Below are 24,946 nucleotides of genomic sequence, written 5' to 3' on the forward strand. Positions count from 1 at the left end.
AAATCAACGCCAAAGTCATTTTTGGTATAAACCATTCCATTTGAATATAAGAGCCAGCTCACAGTTCTGCTAATCTTGCGCGAACAGAATCGCTAAAACACAGCGCTTCATAATAAAAAAATCAGGAGAACGGGGATGAATTTTCCATTAATTGCGAACATTGCGGTGTTCGTCATTCTGCTGTTTGTACTGGCGCAGGCCCGTCATAAACAGTGGAGTCTGGCTAAAAAAGTGCTTGTCGGCCTTGTGATGGGCGTGGTCTTTGGTCTGGCCCTGCACACCATTTATGGCGCTGACAGTCAGGTGTTAAAAGACTCCATTCAGTGGTTCAATATTGTCGGCAACGGTTATGTGCAATTGCTACAAATGATTGTGATGCCGCTGGTATTCGCCTCTATTTTAAGCGCCGTGGCACGACTGCATAACGCCTCTCAATTGGGGAAAATCAGTTTTCTGACTATCGGCACACTGCTATTTACTACCCTTATCGCAGCGCTGGTGGGCGTGCTGGTCACCAATCTGTTCGGACTGACGGCGGAAGGTCTGGTTCAGGGCGGCGCGGAAACCGCGCGTCTGAATGCCATTGAGACGAGCTATGTCGGCAAAGTGGCCGATCTCAGCGTGCCGCAACTGGTGCTGTCTTTTGTACCGAAAAATCCGTTTGCGGATCTGACTGGCGCAAATCCTACGTCTATTATCAGCGTGGTGATTTTCGCCGCATTCCTGGGCGTGGCCGCGCTTAAACTGCTGAAAGATGATGCGCCAAAAGGCGAGCGTGTGCTTGTTGCTATCGATACCCTGCAAAGCTGGGTGATGAAGCTGGTGCGTCTGGTGATGCAACTTACGCCTTACGGCGTACTGGCGCTGATGACGAAAGTGGTTGCCGGCTCTAATTTGCAGGACATCATTAAGCTTGGAAGCTTCGTGGTAGCGTCATATCTTGGTCTGGCGATAATGTTTGTGGTTCACGGCATACTATTGGGCGTGAACGGGATTAGCCCGCTGAAATATTTCCGCAAGGTGTGGCCGGTGCTGACATTTGCCTTTACCAGCCGCTCCAGCGCCGCCTCCATTCCACTTAATGTCGAAGCGCAAACCCGCCGCCTGGGCGTGCCGGAGTCCATCGCCAGCTTTGCTGCCTCTTTTGGCGCGACCATCGGCCAAAACGGTTGCGCCGGTCTTTATCCTGCGATGTTGGCGGTAATGGTTGCGCCGACGGTCGGCATCAACCCCTTAGACCCCGTATGGATAGCCACGCTGGTGGGTATCGTTACCGTAAGTTCGGCGGGTGTTGCCGGCGTTGGCGGCGGCGCGACCTTCGCCGCGCTGATTGTGCTGCCTGCCATGGGCTTACCGGTCACGCTGGTCGCGCTGTTAATCTCCGTCGAACCGTTGATTGATATGGGCCGTACCGCACTGAACGTGAGCGGCTCAATGACCGCGGGTACGCTGACCAGCCAGTGGCTGAAGCAGACCGATAAAACCATTCTCGATAGCGGAGAAGACGCCGAACTGGCGCATCGATAATACATTATCGGGAGTTCACATCGTCTGAGACACGACGATCAACAACTCAAAATGTCTGTCACTAAAAACGCCGGTCTCCAGTACCGGCGTTTTGTTTTTTCTTAGTCAGCGATTTCGTTTTCCTGGCGAACCTGATTCGCCCAACGTTGCGCCGATTCTGGCACGCTAAAAGCGGGCGACCGTTGAAATGACTCCCCCGTCAGAACAAAGGCAACATATTTACCGCGCAGTATCCAGACGTCGCGAAACGTATCCATTTTTATCGCATGTTCCGGCGGCGCGGGTTCAACACGCGGAATATAGCTAATAATCTGGCGATTTTGCTGGCGAAGAGGTTTCATCATTAATGCTTCACTAAAAGAGGCTAAGAGCCTATCCCATTAGGGCTATTTTACTTGCCATTTTGGTCCTGGGCAGTGCTCAAAATCCTCACGTACTACGTGTACGCTCCGGTTTTTGCGCGCTGTCCGTGTCCAAACTGGCTGCGCCAATAACGCCTACTGGGATAGGCTCTAAGGCTAAAAATCAGAAAAACACTATTTTAGCCGATCTTCGCCCCCGACGTCCTGTTCCGCGCGTGCGATTTCCCTATTGAGCCTTGTCTGCCGTTCCGCTCTCCCCCGGCATAATTGCTGAAATGTTCTATAGTTAGAGTGATTTTGACTACTACCACGCCCATTTCAGTGATGAAAGCAGGAGACGAGTTCAATGTCGCATAATGAGAAATCCCCCCATCAGTCCCCCGTGCATGATACCCGTGAATCACAGCCCGGCCTGGACTCCCTGGCGCCGTCAGACGGTTCACATCGCCCCACGCCAGAACCGACGCCGCCGGGCGCGCAACCAACGGCCCCCGGCAGCTTAAAAGCGCCCGAGACCGCGAATGATAAGCTCACCGCCCTCGACACCTTTCGTAAAGGCAGCGAAAATTATGCGCTGACCACCAATCAGGGTGTGCGCATCGCCGACGATCAAAATTCTCTTCGCGCCGGCAGCCGTGGCCCTACGCTGTTGGAAGATTTTATCCTGCGCGAGAAAATTACCCACTTTGACCATGAGCGTATCCCGGAGAGGATCGTTCACGCCCGCGGATCAGCAGCGCACGGCTATTTTCAGCCATATAAAGACCTGAGCGACATCACGAAAGCCGCGTTTCTGTGCGATCCACAGAAAATTACCCCGGTCTTTGTTCGCTTTTCGACAGTACAGGGCGGCGCGGGGTCTGCTGATACCGTACGTGATATCCGCGGTTTTGCGACCAAATTTTATACCGAAGAGGGAATTTTCGATCTCGTCGGTAATAACACGCCGATCTTTTTTATCCAGGATGCACATAAGTTTCCGGATTTTGTGCACGCCGTTAAGCCCGAACCACATTGGGCTATTCCGCAAGGACAGAGCGCGCACGACACCTTCTGGGACTATGTTTCCTTACAGCCTGAGACGCTGCACAACGTCATGTGGGCAATGTCGGATCGCGGTATTCCACGGAGTTATCGGACGATGGAAGGGTTCGGCATTCACACCTTCCGTCTGATCAATGCACAAGGGAAAGCGACCTTTGTCCGTTTCCACTGGAAACCGTTGGCAGGTAAAGCCTCGCTGGTATGGGATGAGTCACAAAAACTGACCGGTCGCGATCCGGATTTTCACCGCCGGGATCTGTGGGAGGCCATCGAAGCGGGCGATTTCCCGGAATACGAGCTGGGCCTACAACTCATTGCCGAAGAGGATGAATTTAAATTCGATTTTGATCTGCTCGATCCGACCAAACTGATTCCGGAAGAGTTGGTGCCAGTACAACGCGTCGGCAAAATGGTGTTAAACCGTAATCCGGATAACTTTTTCGCTGAAAACGAACAGGCGGCATTTCATCCAGGACATATTGTTCCCGGCATTGATTTTACCAACGATCCGCTGTTACAGGGGCGTCTGTTCTCTTATACCGACACGCAAATCAGTCGCCTGGGCGGGCCAAACTTCCACGAAATTCCGATTAACCGCCCTACCTGCCCCTACCATAACTTCCAGCGTGACGGTATGCACCGGATGGATATCGACACCAATCCGGCGAACTATGAACCGAACTCCATTAATGACAACTGGCCGCGCGAAACGCCGCCAGCGCCAAAACGCGGCGGCTTCGAATCATACCAGGAACGCGTGGATGGCAATAAAATCCGCGAACGCAGCCCCTCTTTCGGTGAATATTACTCGCATCCTCGCCTGTTCTGGCTCAGTCAGACGCCGATAGAACAGCAGCATATTATTGACGCGTTCAGCTTTGAACTGGGTAAAGTCGCCCGCGCGTATATTCGGGAGCGGGTGGTCGATCAGTTAGCGCATATTGATGTCACGCTGGCTCAGGGCGTCGCGCATAATCTCGGTTTTGCACTCACCCATGAGCAAACGCAAATTGCCCCGCCTCCTGATGTCAACGGTCTGAAAAAAGATCCGGCGCTCAGCCTGTATGCGGTGCCGGACGGCGATGTTAAAGGCCGAGTGGTCGCTATTCTGCTGAACGACAAGGTTAACGCCGCCGAACTGTTGACCATTTTGCAGACTTTAAAAGCCAAAGGCGTCCACGCAAAACTGCTCTATTCACGGATGGGTGAAGTAACGGCTGATGACGGTTCAACATTAACTATTGCGGCAACCTTTGCCGGCGCGCCGTCGCTAACGGTCGATGCGGTAATAGTACCGTGCGGCAATATTGCCGATATCGAGAGTTGCGGCGATGCCCGTTACTACCTTCTGGAAGCCTACAAACATCTGAAGCCCATCGCACTGGCAGGCGACGCCCGACGGTTTAAGGCGCTTTTAAACATTGATAGCCAGGGGGAAGAAGGACTTGTTGAGGCAGATAACGTTGACCACCACTTTATGGACACTCTGCTGACGCTGATGGCGGCACACCGTGTCTGGTCGCGTGCGGGGAAAATTAACGCGATTCCTGCATAAACGGCAAAAAATGCGGCGCATTCTTGCGCCGCAAACTCAGGAGCTAAATATCAAGAAAACTGCCAGGACGATATCCACGTTCTGCAATCGCTGCCTTGAGTGACGCAGACGTCAACACCTCCAGTTCAGTTAAGCGGGGGTAACAATAGGCGCTCTGGCGAATAATGTTGTCCACAAACGCCGGATGACACATCACCTCCAGAGAGGCTTCTCCTCGATGCGCCGAGGCATCCAGAATGCGTAAAAAGCACGCTTCGGTGATCTCCTCGCCGTAAAATTCACTACTAAATCCTTGAGTGCTGCGCAAATCCGACGGCAGATCGTCTGCGTTCAACACCGTCTGGCGGTCAATACGTAACGCAATCCCGCGCTGCGCCGCAAAGCGGGCGACGATGGGGAAAATTTGCGGGAACATATGCACATGATGGTGACTGTCGAGATGCGTTGGCTCGCGGCCAAATACGTCGATGAAACGCTGATACTGACACGCCAGTTCATGCGCAATTTCATCCAGCGGAAGCGTATCCTCCTCCGCCATTTGCCAGATCCATTTCCCCAACAGGCCATCTCGCGTCAGGCCCGGCATCTCTGACACCGGTTTGCCTAACGTCAAAACAAAATGCATTCCCACTCCAAGCGCAGGCAGCTCGCGGCTAAGCTGCGCCGCATGGTCAATAGCCTCGCCATTGACCAGCGCCGTCGTGGAGGTCACAACGCCGTTGCGATATGCTTCAACAATGCCGTAATTTTGCCCTTTACTCAGGCCAAAATCATCGGCATTCACAATCAACACGCGTTCCATAGCCTACCTCTGTCAGTGGTGCTTACCTTTAAGCGCTTCGATGCAAGCGGCAAAATTAGGCAGCCATTTTTCATGCGCCAGGATGAGCTCACGCGCCAGGACTTCTGCGTCGCGGTCGGAATGCACCAGCGGACTCAGGTTAAGCGCCAGCAGCACATCATTAAAGTTTCCGCTCAGCGCCGCATTGCTGGCCGCGACCTCAAATCCTTTAATAGTGTGGATAAGCCCCAGCACTTTTTCGTCAAAACGGGTGATACGCGGGTGCGGCGTCGCGCCATTGCGTCCCAGAATGCAGGTCATTTCCACTGCCCAGTCCGCCGGGATATTCTCGACATGCCCATGATGTGGAATATTAACGTAATGCTCAGTCTGCTTGTCATTATAAATAGCGTTAATGACTTCACAAGCGGCATCGGAATAATAAGCGCCGCCGCGTTGCTCAAGCTCTTTCGGCTTCACGTTTAGCTCAGGATTTTTGTACAAGTCGAAGAGTTGTTTCTCCACTTTTTGTACGACCTGAGCGCGCGCGCCGCCTTTGTAATATTCGCCCATTTCAATCGCCAGCATCTCTTTTTGCTTGAAGTAATACAACAAATAAGAGCACGGCAGCATGTTCAGCGAGCGAATCAATCCTTCACTAAACGGCAGATCAAAGATATTTTTTACGGTTGACGCTTTCAACTGACCGGACGCCACGCCATCCAGTAATTCTGCGAACCGTGAGGTGCCATTCACCAGCACATCTTTAATAAAGACCATATGGTTTAGACCAAACAGGTCAATGGAAAGATCGTCATTCTCATTCAGCGCCAGCACGTCATGAATAAACATTTTCATGCCGACAGGAATATTACATACGCCGATGAATTTTTTAAAGTTGGTATGACGATAAACCGCTTCCGTCACCATCCCCGCCGGGTTAGTAAAGTTAATGACCCACGCATTCGGACATAATTCTTCAACATCCTTAATGATGTCAAAAATAACCGGAATGGTACGCAACCCTTTAAATAAACCGCCAGCGCCGTTGGTTTCTTGCCCCAGATAGCCGTGGCTAAGCGGGATACGCTCGTCCAGTTCACGGGCTTTGAGTTGACCAACGCGTAGCTGGGTAGTGACAAAATTAGCGTCTTTCAGCGCTTCCCGGCGATCCAGCGTTTTATACAATTTTAGCGGAACGCCTGCTTTATCAATCATTCGCTGGCAGAGATCATAAATAATGTCCAGCTTCTCTTTCCCGTCTTCAACATCAACCAGCCATAATTCGGTGACAGGTAATTCATGGTAGCGCTTAATAAAGCCTTCAAGTAATTCAGGGGTGTAGCTGCTCCCGCCACCAATAGTGACGACTTTTAATTTCTGGCTCATAATATCTCCCTTCAGTGTATGACACTGATATGTATTACGCTATGCCCGCTCGTAAGAAATAGCGTGACGTTCCCCGCGCTATTGGGGCAAGCGTGAAATGTAATTAATCGAGCAATGCAAACCGTTACTCATTAATTTCCGTCAATCGCTTCCGATAACTATTCGGCGTAAATGAGGTCATCTTCTTAAACGTTTTAATAAACAGACTTGGACTGCTATACCCGGCTTCATAAGCAATATCCGTAACCGAATAGTTGGTCATTTCCAACTGTTTCTTGGCAAAATTAATGCGAATCTCATTAATGATTTGCATCGGCGTTTTGCTGTAATAACGTCGGGTGGCGCGCGTCAGATACTCCTGGGATTTTGCCGACAGGCGCACCATATTTTCCAGCGCATGTTCGCCAAACTGCGTTTTATCATGCATTATCTCCACGGTTGCTTTTAGCCATTGTGGAATATCATCATAAACCTGCTCTTCGCGGTAATGGCGTAAGCGGTTTATAATATAAAATGTCACCACTTCGATAAATTCGTCGAGCCCATTGCCGCGAAAATTCAACGACGCAATCACCGTTTCAATATAGGTAAGGAAGGTGCTATTCGCCCTGTATACCTGCGATGCCACAAAACAAAACGGCAGTAACGGAAGATAATGCTGTTCAAAAAAACGTTTACTAATTCCTACGTTCAGAATACGCGTTGCGCCAAACTCATAGAAACTTTGGTGATTCGACCCCACCGGGATAAAAACAAAATCTCCACGTTCCAGCAGCACACGCTTCCCGTTAATCTCCTGGTAATAACGTCCGGTTAATACCAGGGTAAATTCATAATAGTCGTGCTGATGCAGCCCGGTGACGCTTTCCGTCTTGTTATAGATAAACACATGGAAATTTTTGCCATTGAAGAGCTGCTGCTCATAAACCGTTTTGATTTCCGTTGCGTTAACCTGTAGCTGCATCATCCGCCCCCTGTTATTTCAGTTTCTCATGGAGCTCAATCAACTCAGCGATCAGTTCACGAGCCAGCATTGAGGTCATTAAATGATCCTGAGCGTGAACCAGGACCAGACTGACTTTCATTTTGCCTTCGCCCTGATCGCCTTCGATGAGTTTTGTCTGCACAAGATGCGCTTCATTGAGCGCTATGCGCGACTGGTCCATCATCGCTTTCGCCGCCTCAAAATCGCCTTCTTTCGCTTTTCTGAGCGCGCCATATGCCAGGCTGCGCGCCTGACCAGAATTGATGATAAGCCCCATAACGACTTCTTCGAGTTCCTCAGCCGCTGTCTGGTTATCTACAACATTTTCAAGATCAAACATAGTCTTTCCTCTGATTCAGCCCGGCATGGCATCCCATGCCGACGCGGAGTTTAGAATTTCAGTGCGTTAGCGATATCTTCTTCGCTTTCTTCCTGCTCAATGGCGTTCTGCGCTTTGTTAGCCACCACCACGAAGGGGAGATAAATCAGGGTAGCGACCGCCAGGTTAAATAGCGCAACCAGCAACGCGGCGACACTGCCGTTGGTGTTAAAGAACGCCCCCAGCCCGGTTGGCATGGTCCACGGCGCAATATTGGTAATCGGCGGAATAATACCCAAATAGTAAGCCACCAGCGTAATCGCCGCCAGAATCGGCTGAACCAGAATGAAGGGGATAAACATCACCGGGTTCATAATAATCGGCAGGCCAAACAGGATGGGTTCGTTAATCTGGAAGATACCTGACGGCAGCGCCAGTTTTGCCACCTGGCGATAGTCCGCGCGACGGGATGCCAGGAAGATAGCGATGATCAGACCCAGCGTTGCGCCGCTACCACCGAGGAAGATATAAGAATCCAGCATCGGTTTCGCCCAGATATGGAACGTTTTACCGGCTTCCAGCGCCGCATCGACGGAGCCATACTGCTGGTAAATAGAGATGTTTTCCAGCGCCCAGGGCGTCATGATGCCGCTATCCAGCGCGGTCAGCGCCAGCGAACCATGAATACCAAAGAACCACAGCAGCGGTACAAAAATGACATATGCCCACCCTACCACGCTACCCAGCGATGCCAGCGGCGTAGAGATAGTGTCCATAATAATCTGATGGAAGTTAGAACCGTAATTAGACAGCGCCCAGGAAATAATCCCCATAATAGAGAGAATAATAAAGCCGGGAATTAATGCTGAGAATGAACGAGACACCGAAGCCGGTACGCTGTCCGGTAGCTTAATCACCCAGTTGCGCCGGACAATAAATGTAAACATCTCCGCGACCACCAGGCCAATAATAATACCGGAGATAATATTTGCACCACCCAGCCAGTTAGCGCCTACGGCATAGGCCTCGCCGACACTATACGGCGTTACGGTCATAAATGCCGCCACGGAGAGCAATCCGGCGGCCAGCGCATCAACCTTGCGCTCTTCCGCCAGCGCCATACCGATAAAAAATGGCGCCATGAGCGACATAATGCCCAATGTGCCGTTATAGACGTTCCCGCCGATGCCTTTCAATCCATTAAGTGTTTCAATGGTTGAGGCATCAAGCCGAATGCCCATGGAATAAAAAAACGACCCCTCCCCAAAGCTCAGGAAAACGTTATTAATTAATACAAACATCGCCCCCGCAAGGGTTAATGGCATTAAACGAATAAAGCCGTTCTTGATTGCATTAACGTGTGGCTGCTTTCCTATTTTTACAGCAAAAGGAAGGAGTACCTTTTCAAGTGAAGCAATGACGTTACTCATAGAAAAATACCCTTAAATACCGCAATAAAATATTGCGGTTAGTGTATGAAATAACTCTTTGACGGGAAAAATTAAAAAATAATTAATTCGCGGCGGCTTTTTTAATTGCCGCTACCGCAGCTTTAAGCACGCCTAAGCCATCTACCTTGCCGTACAACATTGAATCAATGACTTCTACCGGTTTACCGGGTAATAAACGCTGAATTTCGGGGAGCATATAAGCAATTTGCGGGCCTAATAACACGACGTCCGCTGCCGGGCCTTTTTCACCGGCCAGGGTTTCAGGGAATGCTTCAATAATCACCGGCACTTCATATTTTTCAGCCTGAGCGCGCATTTTTGATACCAGTAACGATGTTGACATGCCCGCAGAACAAAACAGATAAATGTGTTTCTTTTCCATAAAAACCTTCCTCATGTGCGATTATCTGTCAACCAGATACGCCGCAAGCCTCAACCTGCATCCATACTCTGGGCGACTTGCGTAACCGGATTTACTTTTTTAGGTGGCTGAAATGAGTATACGGGATCGGACCGCCGGATGGTATTTCCTTGACCCACTAAATTGTCTCTCATTGACCTGGCGTTATGACCCCCCTCACATTTCGGGCAAATAATTCGCGATAATAAATAAGGTTATGGCAGGCACAAAAAAACCGGCTCGCAGGCCGGTTTCCTTGAATGTTCAGGCAATGTACAGTTGTTACTGCTTCGGCGCCTGTGGGTCAGTGTCGTACTCCGCACAGGTCTGATAGCCGGAGTTAATCACATGCCCGGTATCATCCAGCGCAACAAAGTAGGTTTCCGCTTTACCATCACGTTGACCCAGGATGTAGGTCTGACAGGTACCGCGCGCATGAATCATGCTCACTTCAGATGACGGTTTGCCCGCAATCTGCGCAACTTGCGCCCTGCTCATTCCTTTTTTAACATCTTTAACGACAGGCTCAACAAATTGGTCTTTTGTACGATCATACGCCGTACAGCCTGCCAGCATAGTCATTACCGCCGCTGCGCTTAAAATTCCTGCTACGTTCTTGTTCATTTTCCGTCCTCTTGTTTATCAGCGTGTTATGTAAGCCTGGAATACATCAGAACATTTTTCAAGCCGCGCCTCGCCACAAAAAGTCTTTCGGAAAATTCTCTAACGCAGCGATATGTTGTTTTAAACACCGCTTAGCCCGCCAAACCTTGTCGTTTCAGCGGCGAAGGGTTAGCTTTAACAGGGTAAAGATTCATTTTTTTAATGTCGAAGGGGGTTAAATGACTCTGCAGCAAGAGATAATCCAGGCGCTTGGCGCGAAACCGCATATCAACCCTGAAGAAGAAATTCGCCGCAGCGTGGATTTTCTTAAAGCGTACCTGAAAACCTATCCCTTTTTGAAATCGCTGGTGTTAGGCATCAGCGGCGGGCAGGATTCGACGCTGGCCGGGAAACTCAGCCAGATGGCTATCGCCGAATTGCGGGAAGAGACCGGTGATAATGCGCTGCAGTTTATCGCCGTTCGTCTGCCTTATGGCGTACAGGCCGATGAACAGGATTGCCAGGACGCCATTGCTTTTATTCAGCCGGACAGAGTACTCACCGTCAATATTAAAGGCGCCGTCCTCGCCAGCGAGCAGGCGCTGCGCGAAGCAGGAATTGAGCTGAGCGATTTTGTTCGCGGCAATGAAAAAGCGCGTGAGCGAATGAAAGCGCAATATAGCATCGCCGGTATGACTCACGGCGTCGTGGTGGGCACCGACCATGCGGCGGAAGCGATAACCGGGTTCTTCACCAAATATGGCGACGGCGGTACCGATATTAACCCGCTTCATCGCCTTAACAAACGCCAGGGCAAACAGCTTCTCGCAGCGCTGGGCTGTCCTGAGCATCTGTATAAAAAAGTCCCCACTGCCGATTTGGAAGACGACCGCCCTTCACTGCCTGATGAAGCCGCGCTGGGCGTAACGTATGACAATATTGACGATTACCTGGAAGGCAAAACGCTGGACCCCGCCATCGCTAAAACTATCGAAGGCTGGTATGTAAAAACTGAACATAAGCGCCGTTTACCGATTACGGTATTCGACGACTTTTGGAAAAGGTAAGCGTACTTCTACTGTTGTGCCGGATATCGCTCGTCTATCCGGCCTCCTCTCTTCCCAGCCTCTTTTTTAATCACCCATCCGCTGTTATACTGGATGAATAACCAGTTAACGGAGATCACTGTGGTACGGCGTCAATCAGCCCCCCGCCTTGAGTTTGAAGCGGCGGCCATTTACGAATATCCAGAACATTTACGTCCTTTCCTCAGCGAATTGCCAGCCTTACCGGGCGTCTATGTATTTCATAGCGAAAGCGATACGCTGCCGCTTTATATCGGTAAAAGCGTGAATATTCGCAGCCGGGTGCTTTCACATCTGCGAACGCCTGACGAGGCCACTATGCTGCGACAGGCGCGGCGAATAAGCTGGATCTGCACCGCTGGGGAAATGGGCGCGTTGCTGCTGGAGGCACGGCTGATCAAAGAACAACAGCCGCTGTTTAACAAGCGGTTACGTCGTAATCGCCAGCTTTGCTCGCTACAGTTGAGCGAACAAAAGATTGAGGTCGTTTCCGCCCGCAGCGTCGATTTTTCCCATGAGCCAAACCTGTTTGGCCTCTTCGCCAACCGTCGGGCGGCGCTGCAAAGCTTACAGAACCTCGCCGATGAACAAAAATTGTGTTATGGCCTGCTGGGGCTTGAACCGGTAAGCCGTGGGCGCGCCTGTTTTCGTTTCGCTCTGAAGCGCTGCGCTGGCGCGTGTTGTGGGCAAGAAACCCCGCAGGCGCATTTTCTTCGTCTGCAGGCCTCGCTGGAACGGTTACGTGTGGTTTGCTGGCCCTGGAAAGGCGCTATCGCGTTAAAAGAGAGCCGCCCACAAATGACCCAGTTCCACATTATCAACAATTGGTTATGGCTGGGGGCGGTACCCTCGCTGGATGAGGCCGCCACCCTGGTGCGCACACCTGCGGGTTTTGATCAGGACGGCTATAAGATTCTCTGTAAACCGTTAATGTCAGGTCAATATGAGATCATTGAACTGCACACCGACTGTCGTCAGTCATAAAGAAAACCGCCGATCCTGTCCACCTCAACGATTGTGTTGTCGACAAGACCGGCGGTCTTAAATTATGCGGAAAGTTATTCTGCCGCAGCAGGCATTTTACCTTCTTGCGCCGGGCGTTCTGTCAGACGCTTCTCAAAATTAGCGTTATATTGCTTTTTCTGCTCCGGCGTCAGAACGTTATAAATTTTATTCTGGGTTTCCATATGCGCCAGCATATTGGCCTTGCGCTGTGCTTCCATTTTCGTAATTTGCGCTTCGGCTTTGGCTTTATCGAAGGTATCGCTGGCGATAATATCATGCATGGCGCGACGCTCTTCCAGCGGCGGACGTTTCATTTGCTCGCGCTGCGCTTTTATAATGTCGCGAATTTGTTGCTTCTGTGCGTCTGTCAGGTTCAGGTTTTTAAACATCATATCGTGATGTGGGCCAAATTTACCTTTATGCTGCATCATTGGCTTCGCATCCGCTGGCGCGGCGGTGGTAGTCTCGGCGGCATGAGCCAGATTCGCAGCACCCATCGCCAGGGTAGAGGCAACAAATAGAGCAGTCAGTTTACGCATATTTCCATCCTTCCTTTCAGTTATTTTTACGGCATATTTAAAACAGCGCCGTGTTGTCGTGATTAACTTTAACCGTCTTAGCGTCAATTAGTCATAACAACGGTAAAACAATGAAAGTATAAAAAACACTTTTTCGCCAATTGTGAAGAAAAAAAGAATAAATTGCGCAGAGTTGAAAGAGAAATATACAACAGCATGATATAGCAGAAATTATGCAGAACTATAACGCAGCAACGCTTATTAATAAAGCAATTCTCCAGGAATAATCCGTAATAGCATGAAACTGTATCCCAAATCATCCCTGTAACCCTAACGTGAGCTTACAGGGACATTTATCAGGGCAGTCTTTCCAGCATTAATCCAGCCCGCAATCCGCAGGCGACAGAGGGATTAGGAAAGAGAACATATTCAACGTCATGCGTCACCGTCACGCGCTTATCCCCCTCCTCGGCCAGCAACGTTCCCTTCGCAAAGGCAGTAAAATTCAGCGTTTGCGCATCCATATAAAGCGCGAACTTGTCGCTGTGACGCGTGATTTGCGACACCACCCGATAGCGTAGCGGCGGCGAAGACGAGGTTGACGTTTCGACACCGCTCAGCAGCGCCGACAACGCCTGCGAGGTTACATTGAACTGCGTCAGATCGTTTTGCCCAAACGGCAACGCCTTTCCCAACTCCAGCGTACAGGAAAGCGCGCCGAAATGTTCAGAGCTAAAGTGCGTAAACGTACCGCCGGGCGCCTGATGAAATACCAACGCCTCCAGTCCTGCCGCGCCCAGCCATGCCAGAAAATCCGCCTCCCACGGGCGGTCGCGCTGCGGCAATACGCCAAAACGCAAATGATGCGAGCCACGAATGGCGGTATGCAGATCCAGATGCCAGCGTACCCGAGCCTGGCCAGATGAAAAGAAGGTCTCCAGACTTAGCTCCAGCTCACGCGCCCGCCGCGTTTCATCGCTTTCGGCAAAGGACTGCCAACGCCCGCCAAACATACGGTTCATATCGCTGTGACAATAGCGTATTCCCGCCGCCAGCGCCTGCGGATTGCCGAGTACCACCAGCACTCGCCACGTTAACGTCAAGCTGCCTGAATACAGCGCCGACAGCAGCTTATCCAGCATCTCGACCGGCGCGGTTTCATTACCGTGTATCCCCGCAGAAAGAATTAACGCACGGTCGACCGGCGCATCGGGCGTGAGTTCAAGCAGACCATGGCCTAACCAGCGCCAGCGAAAACCCGCGCCCTTCCCCTGCGTCACCCGTGGTGTCGTGCCGCTTAGCGTCAACGCCAGAAAGTTATCCATCAGCCGCCCCCGTTTGCTGGAAAGGATAAACCGACCCCAAATCCAGCAGACGCGTTAACACATCCAGCGCCTCCCGGCCTTCTCGCAATAATAACGGATCGGCCAGATCGGCAGCGGTCAGGCGATCGCGATAATAACGATCCGCCCACGCGTTAAGGGCCGTAAACAGAGCGTCATTCATCATTACCGCTGGATTCACCGCCCGTCGTTCTTCTTCTGTTAACACCACGCGTAATCGCAGACAGGCCGGGCCGCCGCCGTTGGCCATACTTTCTCGCAAATCAAACACCTGCATCGCGCTGATGGGGTTATCCTCCGCCACCAGCTTATTCAGATAGCGCCAGACGCCGACATGGTCCTGACATTCCCGCGGCAACACTAACAGCATTGAGCCGTCGTCACGGCTTAACAACTGACTATTAAACAGGTAGGTGGCCACAGCATCTGATACAGAAACCTCTCCGGCGGGCACCTCTATCGCCATAAAACCGTCAACGCGCGTACGCAACTGATTAATGAGCACTTTCTGCCGGGCAAATGCCGCTTCGTGACAAAACAATACCTGTCGATTCGAAACGGCGATGACATCATTATGGAATACGCCTTGATCGATGACCTCCGGGTTTTGCTGAGCGAAGATAACCTGTTGCGGATTCACCTGATTAAGACGCGCCACGGCCTCGCTGGCTTCGCGGCTCTGGCGCGCCGGATAACGAGCGGGTCGTATTTCATTCTCCTCTTCGCGCCCATAGACAAAAAGCTGCACGCCTGCCGAACCATACTCGCCGCCAAGACGGTTATGATTCGCCGCGCCTTCATCTCCCAATAATGCGACCTGCGGTAACGCGCTATGCACTGAAAACTGACTTTCATCGCGAAATATGGCGCGTAGCAGCGCTTCGGTAACAGGCGCCTCAAGAGCGCGATGAAATTTATTGTTTAAATTCGCCACCGTCAGGTGAACTTTCCCGTCCAGCGCGTCTGCCGATGGGCAAACCGTCGCCGCATTCGCAACCCACATTGGCGACGCGGAACTCACGCTGGAAAGCCAGCGTGGCGCCTGACGCGCAACCTTATCCAGAATCTGCTCATCGCTACCCGTGAAGCCGAGCTGACGCAACGCCGGAATAAAAGGCCGCTCATGCGGCGGGATCACCGCCTGGGGAAAGCCGGCATCCGCCAAAGCCTTCATCTTTAGCAGCCCCTGCTTTACTGCCAGACGAGGATTCGACACCTGAAAACGGTGGCGGGTCGATGCCTCATTGCCGAAGGATAGCCCGGCATAATGGTGCGTAAGCCCCACCAGCCCGTCAAAATTAACTTCATGCGCCGTCATACCGCCTCCCTGCGAGAAAAGTCGAGGCCGGGGCTTAATGTCGCAGGCAACGTCAGTTCGGGAGACTCCAGACTAGCCATCGGCCAGGCGCAATAATCGGCGGCATACCAGGCGCTGGGTCGATGGTTGCCAGACGCGCCGACACCACCAAACGGCGCAGTACTCGCTGCCCCGGTGAGCGGTTTATTCCAGTTAACGATCCCTGCCCGTGCCTCCAGCAAGAGCTGTTCGAACTGCGCGCGATCCGTCGACACCAGCCCACACGACAGACCAAAACGGGTATTATTCGCCAGACGAATCGCCTCATCGAAATGCGCATAACGCCAGACGTTCAGCAGCGGACCAAACACCTCTTCATCCGGCACATCCGCGACGCCGGTCAGCTCAATGATGCCAGGCGTCAGCAGAGAGGTTCCCTCTTTGACCTTCCGCGGCGCCAGTAGCGTGCGACCGCCTAATGCCTCTCGTTGACGCCAGGCCTCCATCACATGCTGTGCCGCCTGCGCTGAAATCAGTCCGCCGATAAACGGCTGCGGATCGTCGTCCCATCTGCCGGGCTGCAGACGTCCGGCGACGTCAACCAGCCGCGCCAGAAATGCATCTCCCTGCGCACCCTGTTTTACCAGAAGGCGTCGCGCGCAGGTGCAGCGCTGTCCGGCGGTAATAAACGCCGATTGCAGCGTCAGATGTACCGCCGCATCCATATTTGTCGCATCCTCAATAATGAGCGGGTTGTTTCCGCCCATTTCAAGGGCCAGGATTTTTTCCGGCTGGCCGGATAGCTGGCGATGAAGCTGATATCCGGTACTGGCGCTGCCGGTAAACAGCAGTCCGTCGAGATCGTCGAGCGAACTCAGCGCTTGTCCGATCTCCCGGCCGCCCTGCACCAGATTAAGAACGCCTGCCGGTAGCCCCGCCCGTTCCCAGAGTTTTATTACCGTTTCCCCGGTCCATGGCGTTAGCTCGCTAGGTTTGAAAATCAGCGTATTGCCTGCCAGCAACGCGGGCACAATATGGCCATTCGGTAAATGGCCGGGAAAGTTATAAGGGCCGAATACCGCCAGCACACCGTGAGGACGATGGCGCAAAGTCGCGGCGCCATCGACAAGTTCGCTTTTTTGTTCGCCTGTTCTGGCGTGGTAAGCCTTAATCGAGATGGCAATCTTATTGATCATCGCCGTCACTTCCGTTGCCGCCTCCCAGCGCGGTTTACCGGTTTCACGCGCGATGACCTCCGTGAGATCGGCTTTATGCGCCTCCAGCAGGGCGGCAAATTTCTCTACGATAGCCTGTCGTGCCGCAAAAGGCTGTCTGGCCCAACGAGGAAACGCCTCACGCGCCGCCTGACAGGCCTCGGCGACCTGTGCCGCATTAGCGTCATTCCCCTGCCAAAGTATCTCCGCGCTCACCGGGTTCGTTTTGCGGCGGCGTTCGCCCTGACCGGTTATCCAGTCACCGTTTATCCATAGCGTCATACGGTTTTCTCCTCAGCGCAAAGGCGTACCAGCCGAACGTGGTCGCCCGCGCGACATTTCAGCGCATCCAACTGCGCGGCGGTCAGTACAAGTCGTGAAGTCTGCGGATCGGCACGCACCAGCGCGGCCCGAAAGTGGTGATAGTTTTCATTGGCGACCAGACATGCCGGATAGTCGCCAGGCGCGGGTTGCCCTTCCGCGACTTCCACCAGTCGGCTTTTACGAATAGCCCGCACGCGGTCAATATCACACTCCAGCGTCGGCCCACCGTCGAAGATGTCGATATAGTGGCGATAGCGAAAGCCTTCCTTTTCCAGCACCGCGCGGGCTGGCGCCGTTTGCGGGTGGACTTCGCCAATCACGGCCTGTGCCTCTTCAGATAAGAAGTGGGTATAAATAGGATGTTTGGGCATCAGCTCGGCGATAAACGCTTTTTGCCCGGTACCGCATAAAAAATCCGCCCGGCTGAAATCCATAGAGAAAAAGCGTTTGCCGAGACTTTGCCAGAAGGGAGAATAACCGTGCTCGTCAATGACGCCGCGCATTTCCGCCACCACTTTCTCATTGAATTTATCGCGAAACGCGGCCATAAACATAAAGCGCGATTTTGACAACAGGTAGCCGTTACCCTCTTTACGCCATTCGGGATCGAGAAACAGCGTGCAAAGCTCACTGCTGCCAGTGTGATCATTACTCAGGAATAATGTTGGCAACGCGTTATATACATTCAGCTCTTTGGAGGCATGAACCAGCGTACCGACACGATAGTTATACCAGGGGTCGTTAAGACCGACCGCGACCTCAATGGCGCAGATCCCGCCGACCTCACCCGTTTCACTGTCCTCGAGAACGAATACATACCCTTGTTCGCCTTTTGGCAGCTCGCCGGACCAGGTTTTTAGCGCGCGTTCAATGCGGGCCGCCAGCGTCGCTTCATTTGCCGGTAGCGAGGTTAAGCCGCCGCCCGTTTTGCCTGCAAGCTGCATCAGCGCGGCGATATCCGCATGTTCGACAGGACGAATCACCCGCATGATGCGCCTCCCGTCTGAAGGCGTTCGCACGCTAGGGCAAAACGATCAAGCCCGGTGGCTATCTCCTCGTCGCTCACATTTAACGCTGGCGCAAAACGCACCACGTCGCCGCCGGCGATGAGCACCATCACGCCTGCTTTTGCCGCTTCCTGGGCGATGAGTTTGGCTTTTCCGGCAAACTCCGTCTGTAGCACACAGCCAAGCAGTAGCCCCAGCCCGCGAATTTCACTGAACATGCCAAAACGCACATTAAGGGTATTTAGACGTTCAATAAACGCATCGTGGCGCTGTCTGACGCCGTTTTGCATCCCCGGCGTATTGATGATATCCAGTACTTTTCCGGCAACTGCCGTCGCCAGCGGATTACCGCCGTAGGTAGTGCCATGCGTGCCTGGCGTCATGACGCTGGCATAGTCTTGCGTGGTCAGCATCGCGCCGATCGGGAAGCCGCCGCCCAGCGCTTTAGCGGTCGTCAGAATATCGGGCGTAACGCCATAATGCATATATGCATACAGTTCGCCGGTACGTCCGACGCCCGTCTGCACCTCATCAAAAATCAGTAACGCCTGATGCCGGTCGCACAATTCACGCAGCCCCTGCAAAAAAGCTTTCGTGGCGGGGATCACGCCGCCCTCGCCCTGCACAGGCTCTACGATTACGGCGCAGGTATTGTCATCAATTAGCGCGCTGGCGGAGTTCAGATCGTTATAGGCTGCATGACGAATATCCGGCGGCAGCGGCGCAAAGTCCTGTGAATAGGTGGGTTGACCGCCAGCGCTGACGGTAAAGAGCGTGCGACCATGGAACGCGTTTTTAAAGGCCACAATGCCGCTTTTATGATTGCCAACACGATCGTGGGCATATTTGCGCGCCAGTTTTAATGCTGCTTCATTTGCTTCAGCGCCTGAATTACAAAAGAAAACGCGTTCGGCGAAGGTCGCGTCGATCAGTTTTTTCGCCAGTCGCAGCGCCGGTTCATTGGTGTAACCGTTCCCGGTATGCCAGAAGCGATTCGCCTGTTCATTTAACGCCTCGCGCAGCGCCGGATGCGCATGTCCCAAGGCGTTGACCGCGATCCCGCCAGCAAAATCAATATACTCTTTCCCCTGCTGATCCCACAGGCGTGAGCCTTCTCCGCGTACAGGAATAAAAGGCGCGGGAACGTATACCGGCACCATCCATTCATCAAAGTTTTCGCGCGTAACTGACAGAGACATAGCGACCTCTTTTGGTAAAAATAAAGTTATTTATATGTTAATTAATATGAGTGTTTGCGCTGTAAATGTAGATTGCAGCATTCGTGCCAGCCAGCGTTAACATTGCATAAACAGAAGTGATAAACGGTAAATCAATGGGTTACAGCGTAGCGATATTCACTTTTACTGCATGAAAAGTGAATATTTCCGCATAATCGGTGGCTAAAAAGAGGAAAAAGCGAAATATTATTCAGTTGCCAAATATAATTCTGGAATTGTGATCTTATACGAAATTTACTTGAAATTACCGCCCCGTTCTGGCGCATCTGCACGCAAACTGTGCCATTTTCGCGCTATAGAAAACACCATACGCTTCCATTGGCCGAATCTGACGATGAGTGGCAGTCACCCGGTAAAATTTCTGCTACCATCCCAACACGATTCACCTTGCAAAGTGGCAGTGACTATGAAATTTGTCTCTTTTAATATCAACGGCCTGCGCGCCCGTCCCCATCAGCTTGAAGCGATTGTCGAAAAACACCAGCCCGATGTGATCGGTCTACAGGAGACAAAAGTCCACGACGAAATGTTCCCGCTCGAAGAGGTCGCGAAGCTGGGCTATAACGTTTTCTATCATGGACAAAAAGGCCATTACGGCGTCGCGCTGCTAACAAAAGCCACGCCCATTTCCGTCAGACGCGGTTTCCCGGATGATGGCGAAGAGGCGCAACGCCGCATTATCATGGCGGAAATCCCCTCACCGCTGGGTAATATTACCGTCATTAACGGCTATTTCCCGCAGGGGGAAAGCCGGGATCATCCGTTGAAGTTCCCCGCGAAAGCGCAGTTTTACCAGAACTTGCAAAACTATCTTGAAACGGAACTCAAGTGTGATAATCCGGTATTAATTATGGGCGACATGAATATCAGCCCGACAGATCTGGATATTGGCATCGGCGAAGAAAACCGCAAACGCTGGCTGCGTACCGGTAAATGCTCCTTCCTGCCGGAGGAGCGTGAATGGATGTCGCGGTTACTGAAGTGGGGATTAGTGGACACGTTCCGTCAGGCGAATCCGCAAACGATGGATAAATTTTCGTGGTTTGATTACCGCTCAAAAGGTTTCGTGGATAATCGCGGACTGCGCATCGACCTCTTGCTGGCAAGCGCTCCGCTGGCGGAACGTTGCGCAGAAACCGGTATAGACTACGACATTCGCAGTATGGAAAAACCCTCCGACCATGCGCCGGTCTGGGCGACGTTTCGTGTTTGATTCCGCTTTCTGATTAACCGTAAGGCCGGGATAGCGCGACGCTTCCCGGCAGGAATAACGACCTTAACGACAATGATAAAAAAACTCGATGTTGTTGCCGCCATCATTGAACGCGACGGCAAAATTCTGCTGGCCCAGCGCCCAGCTCATGCGGATCAAGCCGGTTTATGGGAGTTTGCCGGCGGTAAAGTCGAACCCGGCGAAACCCAGCCGCAGGCGCTTGTCCGCGAGCTACGCGAAGAATTAGGGATTGACGCCACGCCCGGCGTCTATATCGCCAGCCATCAACGCGACGTGTCTGGCCGACGAATTCATTTGCACGCCTGGCATGTGCCTGCTTTTAACGGTCTGATACGTGCGCTGGAACATCAGGCATTAGCCTGGTGTACGCCGGAAGAGGCGCTGGAGTACCCCCTCGCCCCGGCGGATATTCCGCTATTGCAGGCGTTTATGGCTTTACGCGACGCCAGACTAACGGATTCGTGCTGATGGTTTTTTCGTCACGCTGGCACTGGAGCAAGACGCCTTCCACTTTTATTACCGCACCTTCGGAGTAATTCTGATCCTGGTAAACGCAGCACTGAATGCAGGGCTGGGACGACTGACCGCGCGTGCTGAAAACTTCCGGCGGGACATTCACCTGAATATCAGGACGACTGTTCTGGTTTGCCAGCCCGACCATTGGCATTATCGCCATCACGGCGACCACGAGGCTTCGGCGCATAGGATTTCCTTATTTTTCTAAGCATATTCTCAGTATAACGGTAGGCCGCCGTGAAAACTTTAATCCTCTTTTGTCATCGCTTTTAGTTATGACCCTCGCCCCGTTATGAATTTACTTAGCAGCGTCATTTTTTTCTTGCTTACCGTCACATTGCTGATGGTATAGTCGAAAACTGCAAATACATATTCTGATAAAACGCAAATACAACCACATTAATATATAAGAGGTTTTTATATCTATGGATCAGACATGTTCTCTGGAATCGTTCCTCAACCATGTACAAAAGCGCGACCCGCATCAAACCGAGTTCGCGCAAGCCGTCCGTGAAGTCATGACCACCCTGTGGCCGTTTCTTGAACAAAACCCCCGTTACCGCCACATGTCTTTACTGGAACGTTTGGTTGAACCAGAGCGCGTAATTCAGTTTCGCGTAGTGTGGCTGGACGACAAAAACCAGGTGCAGGTAAATCGCGCCTGGCGCGTGCAGTTCAACTCTGCTATCGGCCCCTATAAAGGCGGTATGCGCTTTCATCCTTCGGTAAACCTTTCCATCCTTAAGTTCCTCGGCTTTGAGCAAACCTTTAAAAATGCCCTCACCACGTTGCCGATGGGCGGCGGTAAAGGCGGCAGCGATTTCGATCCGAAAGGGAAAAGCGAAGGCGAAGTGATGCGTTTCTGCCAGGCGCTGATGACTGAACTGTATCGCCATTTAGGGCCGGATACCGACGTGCCTGCCGGGGATATCGGCGTGGGCGGGCGCGAAGTGGGCTTTATGGCGGGAATGATGCGCAAGCTTTCCAATAACAGCGCCTGCGTCTTCACCGGCAAAGGCCTTTCCTTCGGCGGCAGCCTGATTCGTCCGGAGGCGACGGGCTATGGCCTGGTCTACTTCACCGAAGCGATGCTTAAACGTCATGGTCTCGGTTTCGAAGGGATGCGCGTCGCCGTGTCCGGTTCCGGCAACGTAGCGCAATACGCCATTGAGAAAGCAATGGCCTTTGGCGCGCGCGTGGTTACCGCGTCGGATTCGAGCGGGACAGTGGTCGATGAAAGTGGCTTCACGCCAGAGAAGCTGGCGCGTCTGTGTGAAATTAAAGCCAGCCGTGACGGTCGCGTCGCTGACTACGCCCGTGAGTTTGGCTTAACCTATCTGGAAGGCCAGCAGCCCTGGAGCGTACCGGTGGATATCGCCCTGCCATGCGCGACGCAGAACGAACTGGACGTTGACGCCGCACGCGTACTGATTGCCAATGGCGTAAAAGCCGTGGCGGAAGGGGCAAATATGCCAACCACGATTGAAGCGACCGATCTCTTCCTTGAGGCAGGCGTACTGTTTGCGCCGGGTAAAGCCGCCAACGCGGGCGGCGTGGCGACATCGGGGCTGGAAATGGCGCAGAACGCCGCGCGGTTGAGCTGGAAAGCCGAGAAAGTGGACGCCCGTCTGCATCACATTATGCTGGATATCCACCACGCCTGTGTCGAGTACGGCGGCGATAATAAGCATACCAACTACGTTCAGGGCGCCAACATCGCCGGTTTCGTGAAAGTCGCCGACGCCATGCTGGCGCAGGGCGTCATTTAATCCCGTCGTCAGGCCAGATGGCTTTACGCTTATTCGGTCTGACGGCCTGTCTCCTCAGCAGGCGGGCTTTTTTTGCCCGCTCGCTTACGCGGCGCGCTCTTTTTCTTGTCTCCACCGCCTGGCGCGACTATCCCTCTGAAGCGCTTCACCGGCGTGCGCTTAGCCTGCTCGATCAGCTGATATAACGTGCCGACCAGCGGTTGCATAAAATCCTGGTAACGGCACTGTTTTTCGCTGATTTGCGTCAAAACAGATTCCCAGTGCGCGGTCATATCTGGACGGGCCGCCATTTCCGGCAGCGAATGTATTAACGCTTTGCCAGCATCGGTAGAATGAATGTAGCGCCCTTTTTTGGTCAGAAAGCTACGTTTGAACAGCAGTTCGATAATCCCCGCGCGCGTGGCCTCCGTCCCCAGCCCATCGGTCGCGCGCAGGATCTTTTTCAGATCTTTATCCTGCACGAAGCGGGCAATTCCGGTCATCGCGGAAAGCAATGTCGCATCGGTGAAATGACGCGGCGGCTGGGTTTGGCGCTCGACCACTTCCCCCTTTTCACACAGCAACTCATCACCTTTGGCGACAACCGGCAGCGGCGTACCGTCGTTTTCCTCGTCGCGCTCTTTACTGCCCAGTAACGTCCGCCAACCGGCCTCCGCCAGAAAACGCGCTTTGGCGACAAATTTTCCTTTGGCGATTTCCAGTTCAATAACGCATTTACGAAACACCGCGTCCGGGCAGAACTGCATCAGATACTGACGCGCAATCAGGGTGTACACTTTCGCTTCGTTTTCCGTCAGATGGACAGAAGAACTGCGCGCCGTCGGGATAATCGCGTGGTGCGCATCCACTTTTTTGTCATCCCAGCAGCGATTGCGCGTATCAGGATTAACCACAGGCTGCGGCAGTAAATCCGGGGCGTGGACGCTAATCGCGTTCATGACCGCCTGCCGTCCGGCAAAGTGTTCTTCCGGCAGATAACGGCAGTCGGAACGCGGATAGGTAATCAGTTTGTGGGTTTCATAGAGCTTCTGACAAATATCAAGCACGTTTTGCGCGCTCAGGCCAAAGCGTTTAGCGGCTTCAATCTGTAGCGTCGAGAGCGAAAACGGCAGCGGCGCGGATTCTGATTCCCGTTTATCATTATAACTGGTTACCAGCGCGGGCTGACCGTTGATTCGGTTCACCACATGCTCCGCCAGCGGACGATAAAGCAAGCGCCCCTCTTCATCCTGATAAGGTTCGCACGCCTCGCTCGGCTGCCAGATAGCGGTAAAACGCTCGTCGGCAGGCGTAACGATGTGCGCCTTTACTTCAAAGAAGTCTTTGGCGACGAAGTTCTCAATCTCTTCGTCTCGCCGCACCACCAGTCCCAGTACCGGCGTCTGCACGCGTCCCACGGATAACACGCCCTGATAGCCGGCATTACGGCCCAGGATCGTGTAAGCACGGGTCATATTAATGCCATACAGCCAGTCCGCTCGCGCTCGCGCCAGAGCGGAGACGCACAGCGGCACGAAGTCGCTGTTCGCCCGCAGCCTGTCAATAGCACGCTCGACCGCCTGCGGGTTAAGGTCGTTTATCAGACAACGCCGCACCTGCTGGCGCTTTTCGGCAGGAAGCTGGAGATAATCCAGCACTTCATCAACCAGAAGCTGTCCTTCGCGATCCGGGTCGCCGGCGTGAATAATTTCACCGGCTTGATGCAAAAAGCGCTTAATCACATTGAGCTGTTTGGTGACGGAAGGACGAGGCTGAAGCTGCCATTTTTCCGGCACGATAGGCAGGTCAGCCAGATTCCAGCGCGCATAACGGCTGTCATACGCATCCGGCTGCGCCTGTTCCAGCAAATGACCAATACACCAGGTGACGACCTGCCCGTTTCCGCACTCAATAAAACCATCGCCTTTACGGTGCGGTTTTGGCAGCACATCCGCAATGGCGCGCCCCAGACTCGGTTTTTCGGCAATAAACAACCGCATC

23 protein-coding genes are annotated in these 24,946 nt (G+C 52.8%); 7 read left to right on the top strand and 16 right to left on the bottom strand.

The features are described 5' to 3' along the window. Nucleotides 1-135 precede the first annotated feature (135 nt). On the top strand, nucleotides 136-1,527 hold the full coding sequence (gene tcyP / locus QEN32_RS12430) for a cystine/sulfocysteine:cation symporter (protein ID WP_001010663.1): 1,392 nt from the start codon (nucleotides 136-138) through the stop codon (nucleotides 1,525-1,527). 101 nt (nucleotides 1,528-1,628) lie between these two features. Here tcyP and cedA read toward each other — a convergent pair whose 3' ends face one another. Continuing rightward, nucleotides 1,629-1,871, bottom strand: a complete 243-nt coding sequence (gene cedA, locus QEN32_RS12435) for a cell division activator CedA (protein WP_000977510.1) — start codon at nucleotides 1,869-1,871, stop codon at nucleotides 1,629-1,631. 364 nt (nucleotides 1,872-2,235) lie between these two features. Between cedA and katE the strand changes: the two genes are divergently transcribed. Continuing rightward, entirely contained in the window at nucleotides 2,236-4,488 is a 2,253-nt protein-coding gene (gene katE, locus QEN32_RS12440; protein ID WP_265322151.1) for a catalase HPII, read from the top strand. Between the two features lie 43 nt (nucleotides 4,489-4,531). On the opposite strand, the gene chbG is transcribed toward katE, so the two are convergent. From chbG to osmE, 7 genes are all read right to left on the bottom strand, one after another. After that, nucleotides 4,532-5,290, bottom strand: a complete 759-nt coding sequence (gene chbG / locus QEN32_RS12445) for a chitin disaccharide deacetylase (protein ID WP_000442730.1) — start codon at nucleotides 5,288-5,290, stop codon at nucleotides 4,532-4,534. Between the two features lie 12 nt (nucleotides 5,291-5,302). Further along, nucleotides 5,303-6,658, bottom strand: coding sequence for a 6-phospho-beta-glucosidase (locus QEN32_RS12450; RefSeq protein WP_000078772.1), 1,356 nt, complete (start codon nucleotides 6,656-6,658; stop codon nucleotides 5,303-5,305). 124 nt (nucleotides 6,659-6,782) lie between these two features. Beyond that, a complete protein-coding gene (gene chbR, locus QEN32_RS12455; protein ID WP_000983393.1) occupies nucleotides 6,783-7,625 on the bottom strand; it encodes a transcriptional regulator ChbR in 843 nt (280 codons plus the stop codon). Nucleotides 7,626-7,635: 10 nt separating this feature from the next. Further along, the gene (gene chbA, locus QEN32_RS12460; RefSeq protein WP_000459883.1) at nucleotides 7,636-7,983 is read right to left on the bottom strand and encodes a PTS N,N'-diacetylchitobiose transporter subunit IIA; all 348 of its coding nucleotides are present in this window, start codon (nucleotides 7,981-7,983) and stop codon (nucleotides 7,636-7,638) included. A 50-nt stretch (nucleotides 7,984-8,033) separates the two neighbouring features. Beyond that, on the bottom strand, nucleotides 8,034-9,392 hold the full coding sequence (gene chbC, locus QEN32_RS12465) for a PTS N,N'-diacetylchitobiose transporter subunit IIC (RefSeq protein ID WP_000073064.1): 1,359 nt from the start codon (nucleotides 9,390-9,392) through the stop codon (nucleotides 8,034-8,036). Nucleotides 9,393-9,474: 82 nt separating this feature from the next. Continuing rightward, nucleotides 9,475-9,795 carry a PTS N,N'-diacetylchitobiose transporter subunit IIB gene (chbB, locus tag QEN32_RS12470; protein WP_000412161.1) on the bottom strand — a complete coding sequence of 107 codons (321 nt, stop codon included), beginning with the start codon at nucleotides 9,793-9,795 and terminating at the stop codon, nucleotides 9,475-9,477. Between the two features lie 300 nt (nucleotides 9,796-10,095). After that, nucleotides 10,096-10,437: an osmotically-inducible lipoprotein OsmE gene (gene osmE, locus QEN32_RS12475; RefSeq protein ID WP_001039301.1), complete on the bottom strand. Its 342-nt coding sequence runs from the start codon at nucleotides 10,435-10,437 to the stop codon at nucleotides 10,096-10,098. 218 nt (nucleotides 10,438-10,655) lie between these two features. Here osmE and nadE point away from each other — a divergent pair, with 218 nt between their 5' ends. Further along, nucleotides 10,656-11,483: an ammonia-dependent NAD(+) synthetase gene (gene nadE, locus QEN32_RS12480; protein ID WP_000174981.1), complete on the top strand. Its 828-nt coding sequence runs from the start codon at nucleotides 10,656-10,658 to the stop codon at nucleotides 11,481-11,483. Between the two features lie 120 nt (nucleotides 11,484-11,603). Beyond that, nucleotides 11,604-12,485: an excinuclease Cho gene (gene cho, locus QEN32_RS12485; RefSeq protein WP_001747715.1), complete on the top strand. Its 882-nt coding sequence runs from the start codon at nucleotides 11,604-11,606 to the stop codon at nucleotides 12,483-12,485. A 74-nt stretch (nucleotides 12,486-12,559) separates the two neighbouring features. Here cho and spy read toward each other — a convergent pair whose 3' ends face one another. From spy to QEN32_RS12515, 6 genes are all read right to left on the bottom strand, one after another. Next, entirely contained in the window at nucleotides 12,560-13,045 is a 486-nt protein-coding gene (gene spy / locus QEN32_RS12490) for an ATP-independent periplasmic protein-refolding chaperone Spy (RefSeq protein WP_023207148.1), read from the bottom strand. A gap of 335 nt (nucleotides 13,046-13,380) precedes the next feature. Next, nucleotides 13,381-14,349 carry a succinylglutamate desuccinylase gene (astE, locus tag QEN32_RS12495; protein WP_076932753.1) on the bottom strand — a complete coding sequence of 323 codons (969 nt, stop codon included), beginning with the start codon at nucleotides 14,347-14,349 and terminating at the stop codon, nucleotides 13,381-13,383. Next, nucleotides 14,342-15,685 (bottom strand): N-succinylarginine dihydrolase, encoded by a 1,344-nt coding sequence (gene astB / locus QEN32_RS12500; RefSeq protein ID WP_000123949.1) that lies wholly within the window; start codon nucleotides 15,683-15,685, stop codon nucleotides 14,342-14,344. Before astB ends, astE begins: the two co-directional genes overlap by 8 nt. After that, nucleotides 15,682-17,160, bottom strand: coding sequence for a succinylglutamate-semialdehyde dehydrogenase (astD, locus tag QEN32_RS12505; RefSeq protein WP_000177283.1), 1,479 nt, complete (start codon nucleotides 17,158-17,160; stop codon nucleotides 15,682-15,684). The genes astB and astD overlap by 4 nt, the downstream gene beginning before the upstream one ends. After that, complete coding sequence (gene astA / locus QEN32_RS12510; protein WP_001263889.1) at nucleotides 17,157-18,191, bottom strand: arginine N-succinyltransferase; 1,035 nt, start codon at nucleotides 18,189-18,191, stop codon at nucleotides 17,157-17,159. The genes astD and astA overlap by 4 nt, the downstream gene beginning before the upstream one ends. Beyond that, nucleotides 18,182-19,408 carry an aspartate aminotransferase family protein gene (locus QEN32_RS12515; protein ID WP_080213011.1) on the bottom strand — a complete coding sequence of 409 codons (1,227 nt, stop codon included), beginning with the start codon at nucleotides 19,406-19,408 and terminating at the stop codon, nucleotides 18,182-18,184. Before QEN32_RS12515 ends, astA begins: the two co-directional genes overlap by 10 nt. A 445-nt stretch (nucleotides 19,409-19,853) precedes the next feature. On the opposite strand from QEN32_RS12515, the gene xthA reads away from it, so the two are divergent. Both xthA and QEN32_RS12525 read left to right on the top strand, forming a co-directional pair. Then, entirely contained in the window at nucleotides 19,854-20,660 is an 807-nt protein-coding gene (gene xthA, locus QEN32_RS12520; RefSeq protein WP_000673954.1) for an exodeoxyribonuclease III, read from the top strand. A gap of 72 nt (nucleotides 20,661-20,732) precedes the next feature. Further along, on the top strand, nucleotides 20,733-21,149 hold the full coding sequence (locus QEN32_RS12525) for a pyrimidine (deoxy)nucleoside triphosphate diphosphatase (protein ID WP_000592137.1): 417 nt from the start codon (nucleotides 20,733-20,735) through the stop codon (nucleotides 21,147-21,149). Here QEN32_RS12525 and QEN32_RS12530 read toward each other — a convergent pair. Beyond that, nucleotides 21,109-21,384: a YnjH family protein gene (locus QEN32_RS12530; protein ID WP_001254682.1), complete on the bottom strand. Its 276-nt coding sequence runs from the start codon at nucleotides 21,382-21,384 to the stop codon at nucleotides 21,109-21,111. The two genes, QEN32_RS12525 and QEN32_RS12530, sit on opposite strands and share 41 nt — an antisense overlap. Before the next feature lie 238 nt (nucleotides 21,385-21,622). Here QEN32_RS12530 and gdhA point away from each other — a divergent pair, with 238 nt between their 5' ends. Then, nucleotides 21,623-22,966, top strand: a complete 1,344-nt coding sequence (gene gdhA / locus QEN32_RS12535) for an NADP-specific glutamate dehydrogenase (RefSeq protein WP_000372865.1) — start codon at nucleotides 21,623-21,625, stop codon at nucleotides 22,964-22,966. Nucleotides 22,967-22,995: 29 nt separating this feature from the next. Here the strand turns inward: gdhA and topB are convergent, their stop codons facing one another. Then, nucleotides 22,996-24,945: a DNA topoisomerase III gene (gene topB / locus QEN32_RS12540; RefSeq protein ID WP_265322152.1), complete on the bottom strand. Its 1,950-nt coding sequence runs from the start codon at nucleotides 24,943-24,945 to the stop codon at nucleotides 22,996-22,998. Nucleotide 24,946 lies beyond the last annotated feature (1 nt).

Source organism: Salmonella sp. SA14318, assembly GCF_029866905.1.
GTDB lineage: Bacteria > Pseudomonadota > Gammaproteobacteria > Enterobacterales > Enterobacteriaceae > Salmonella > Salmonella enterica.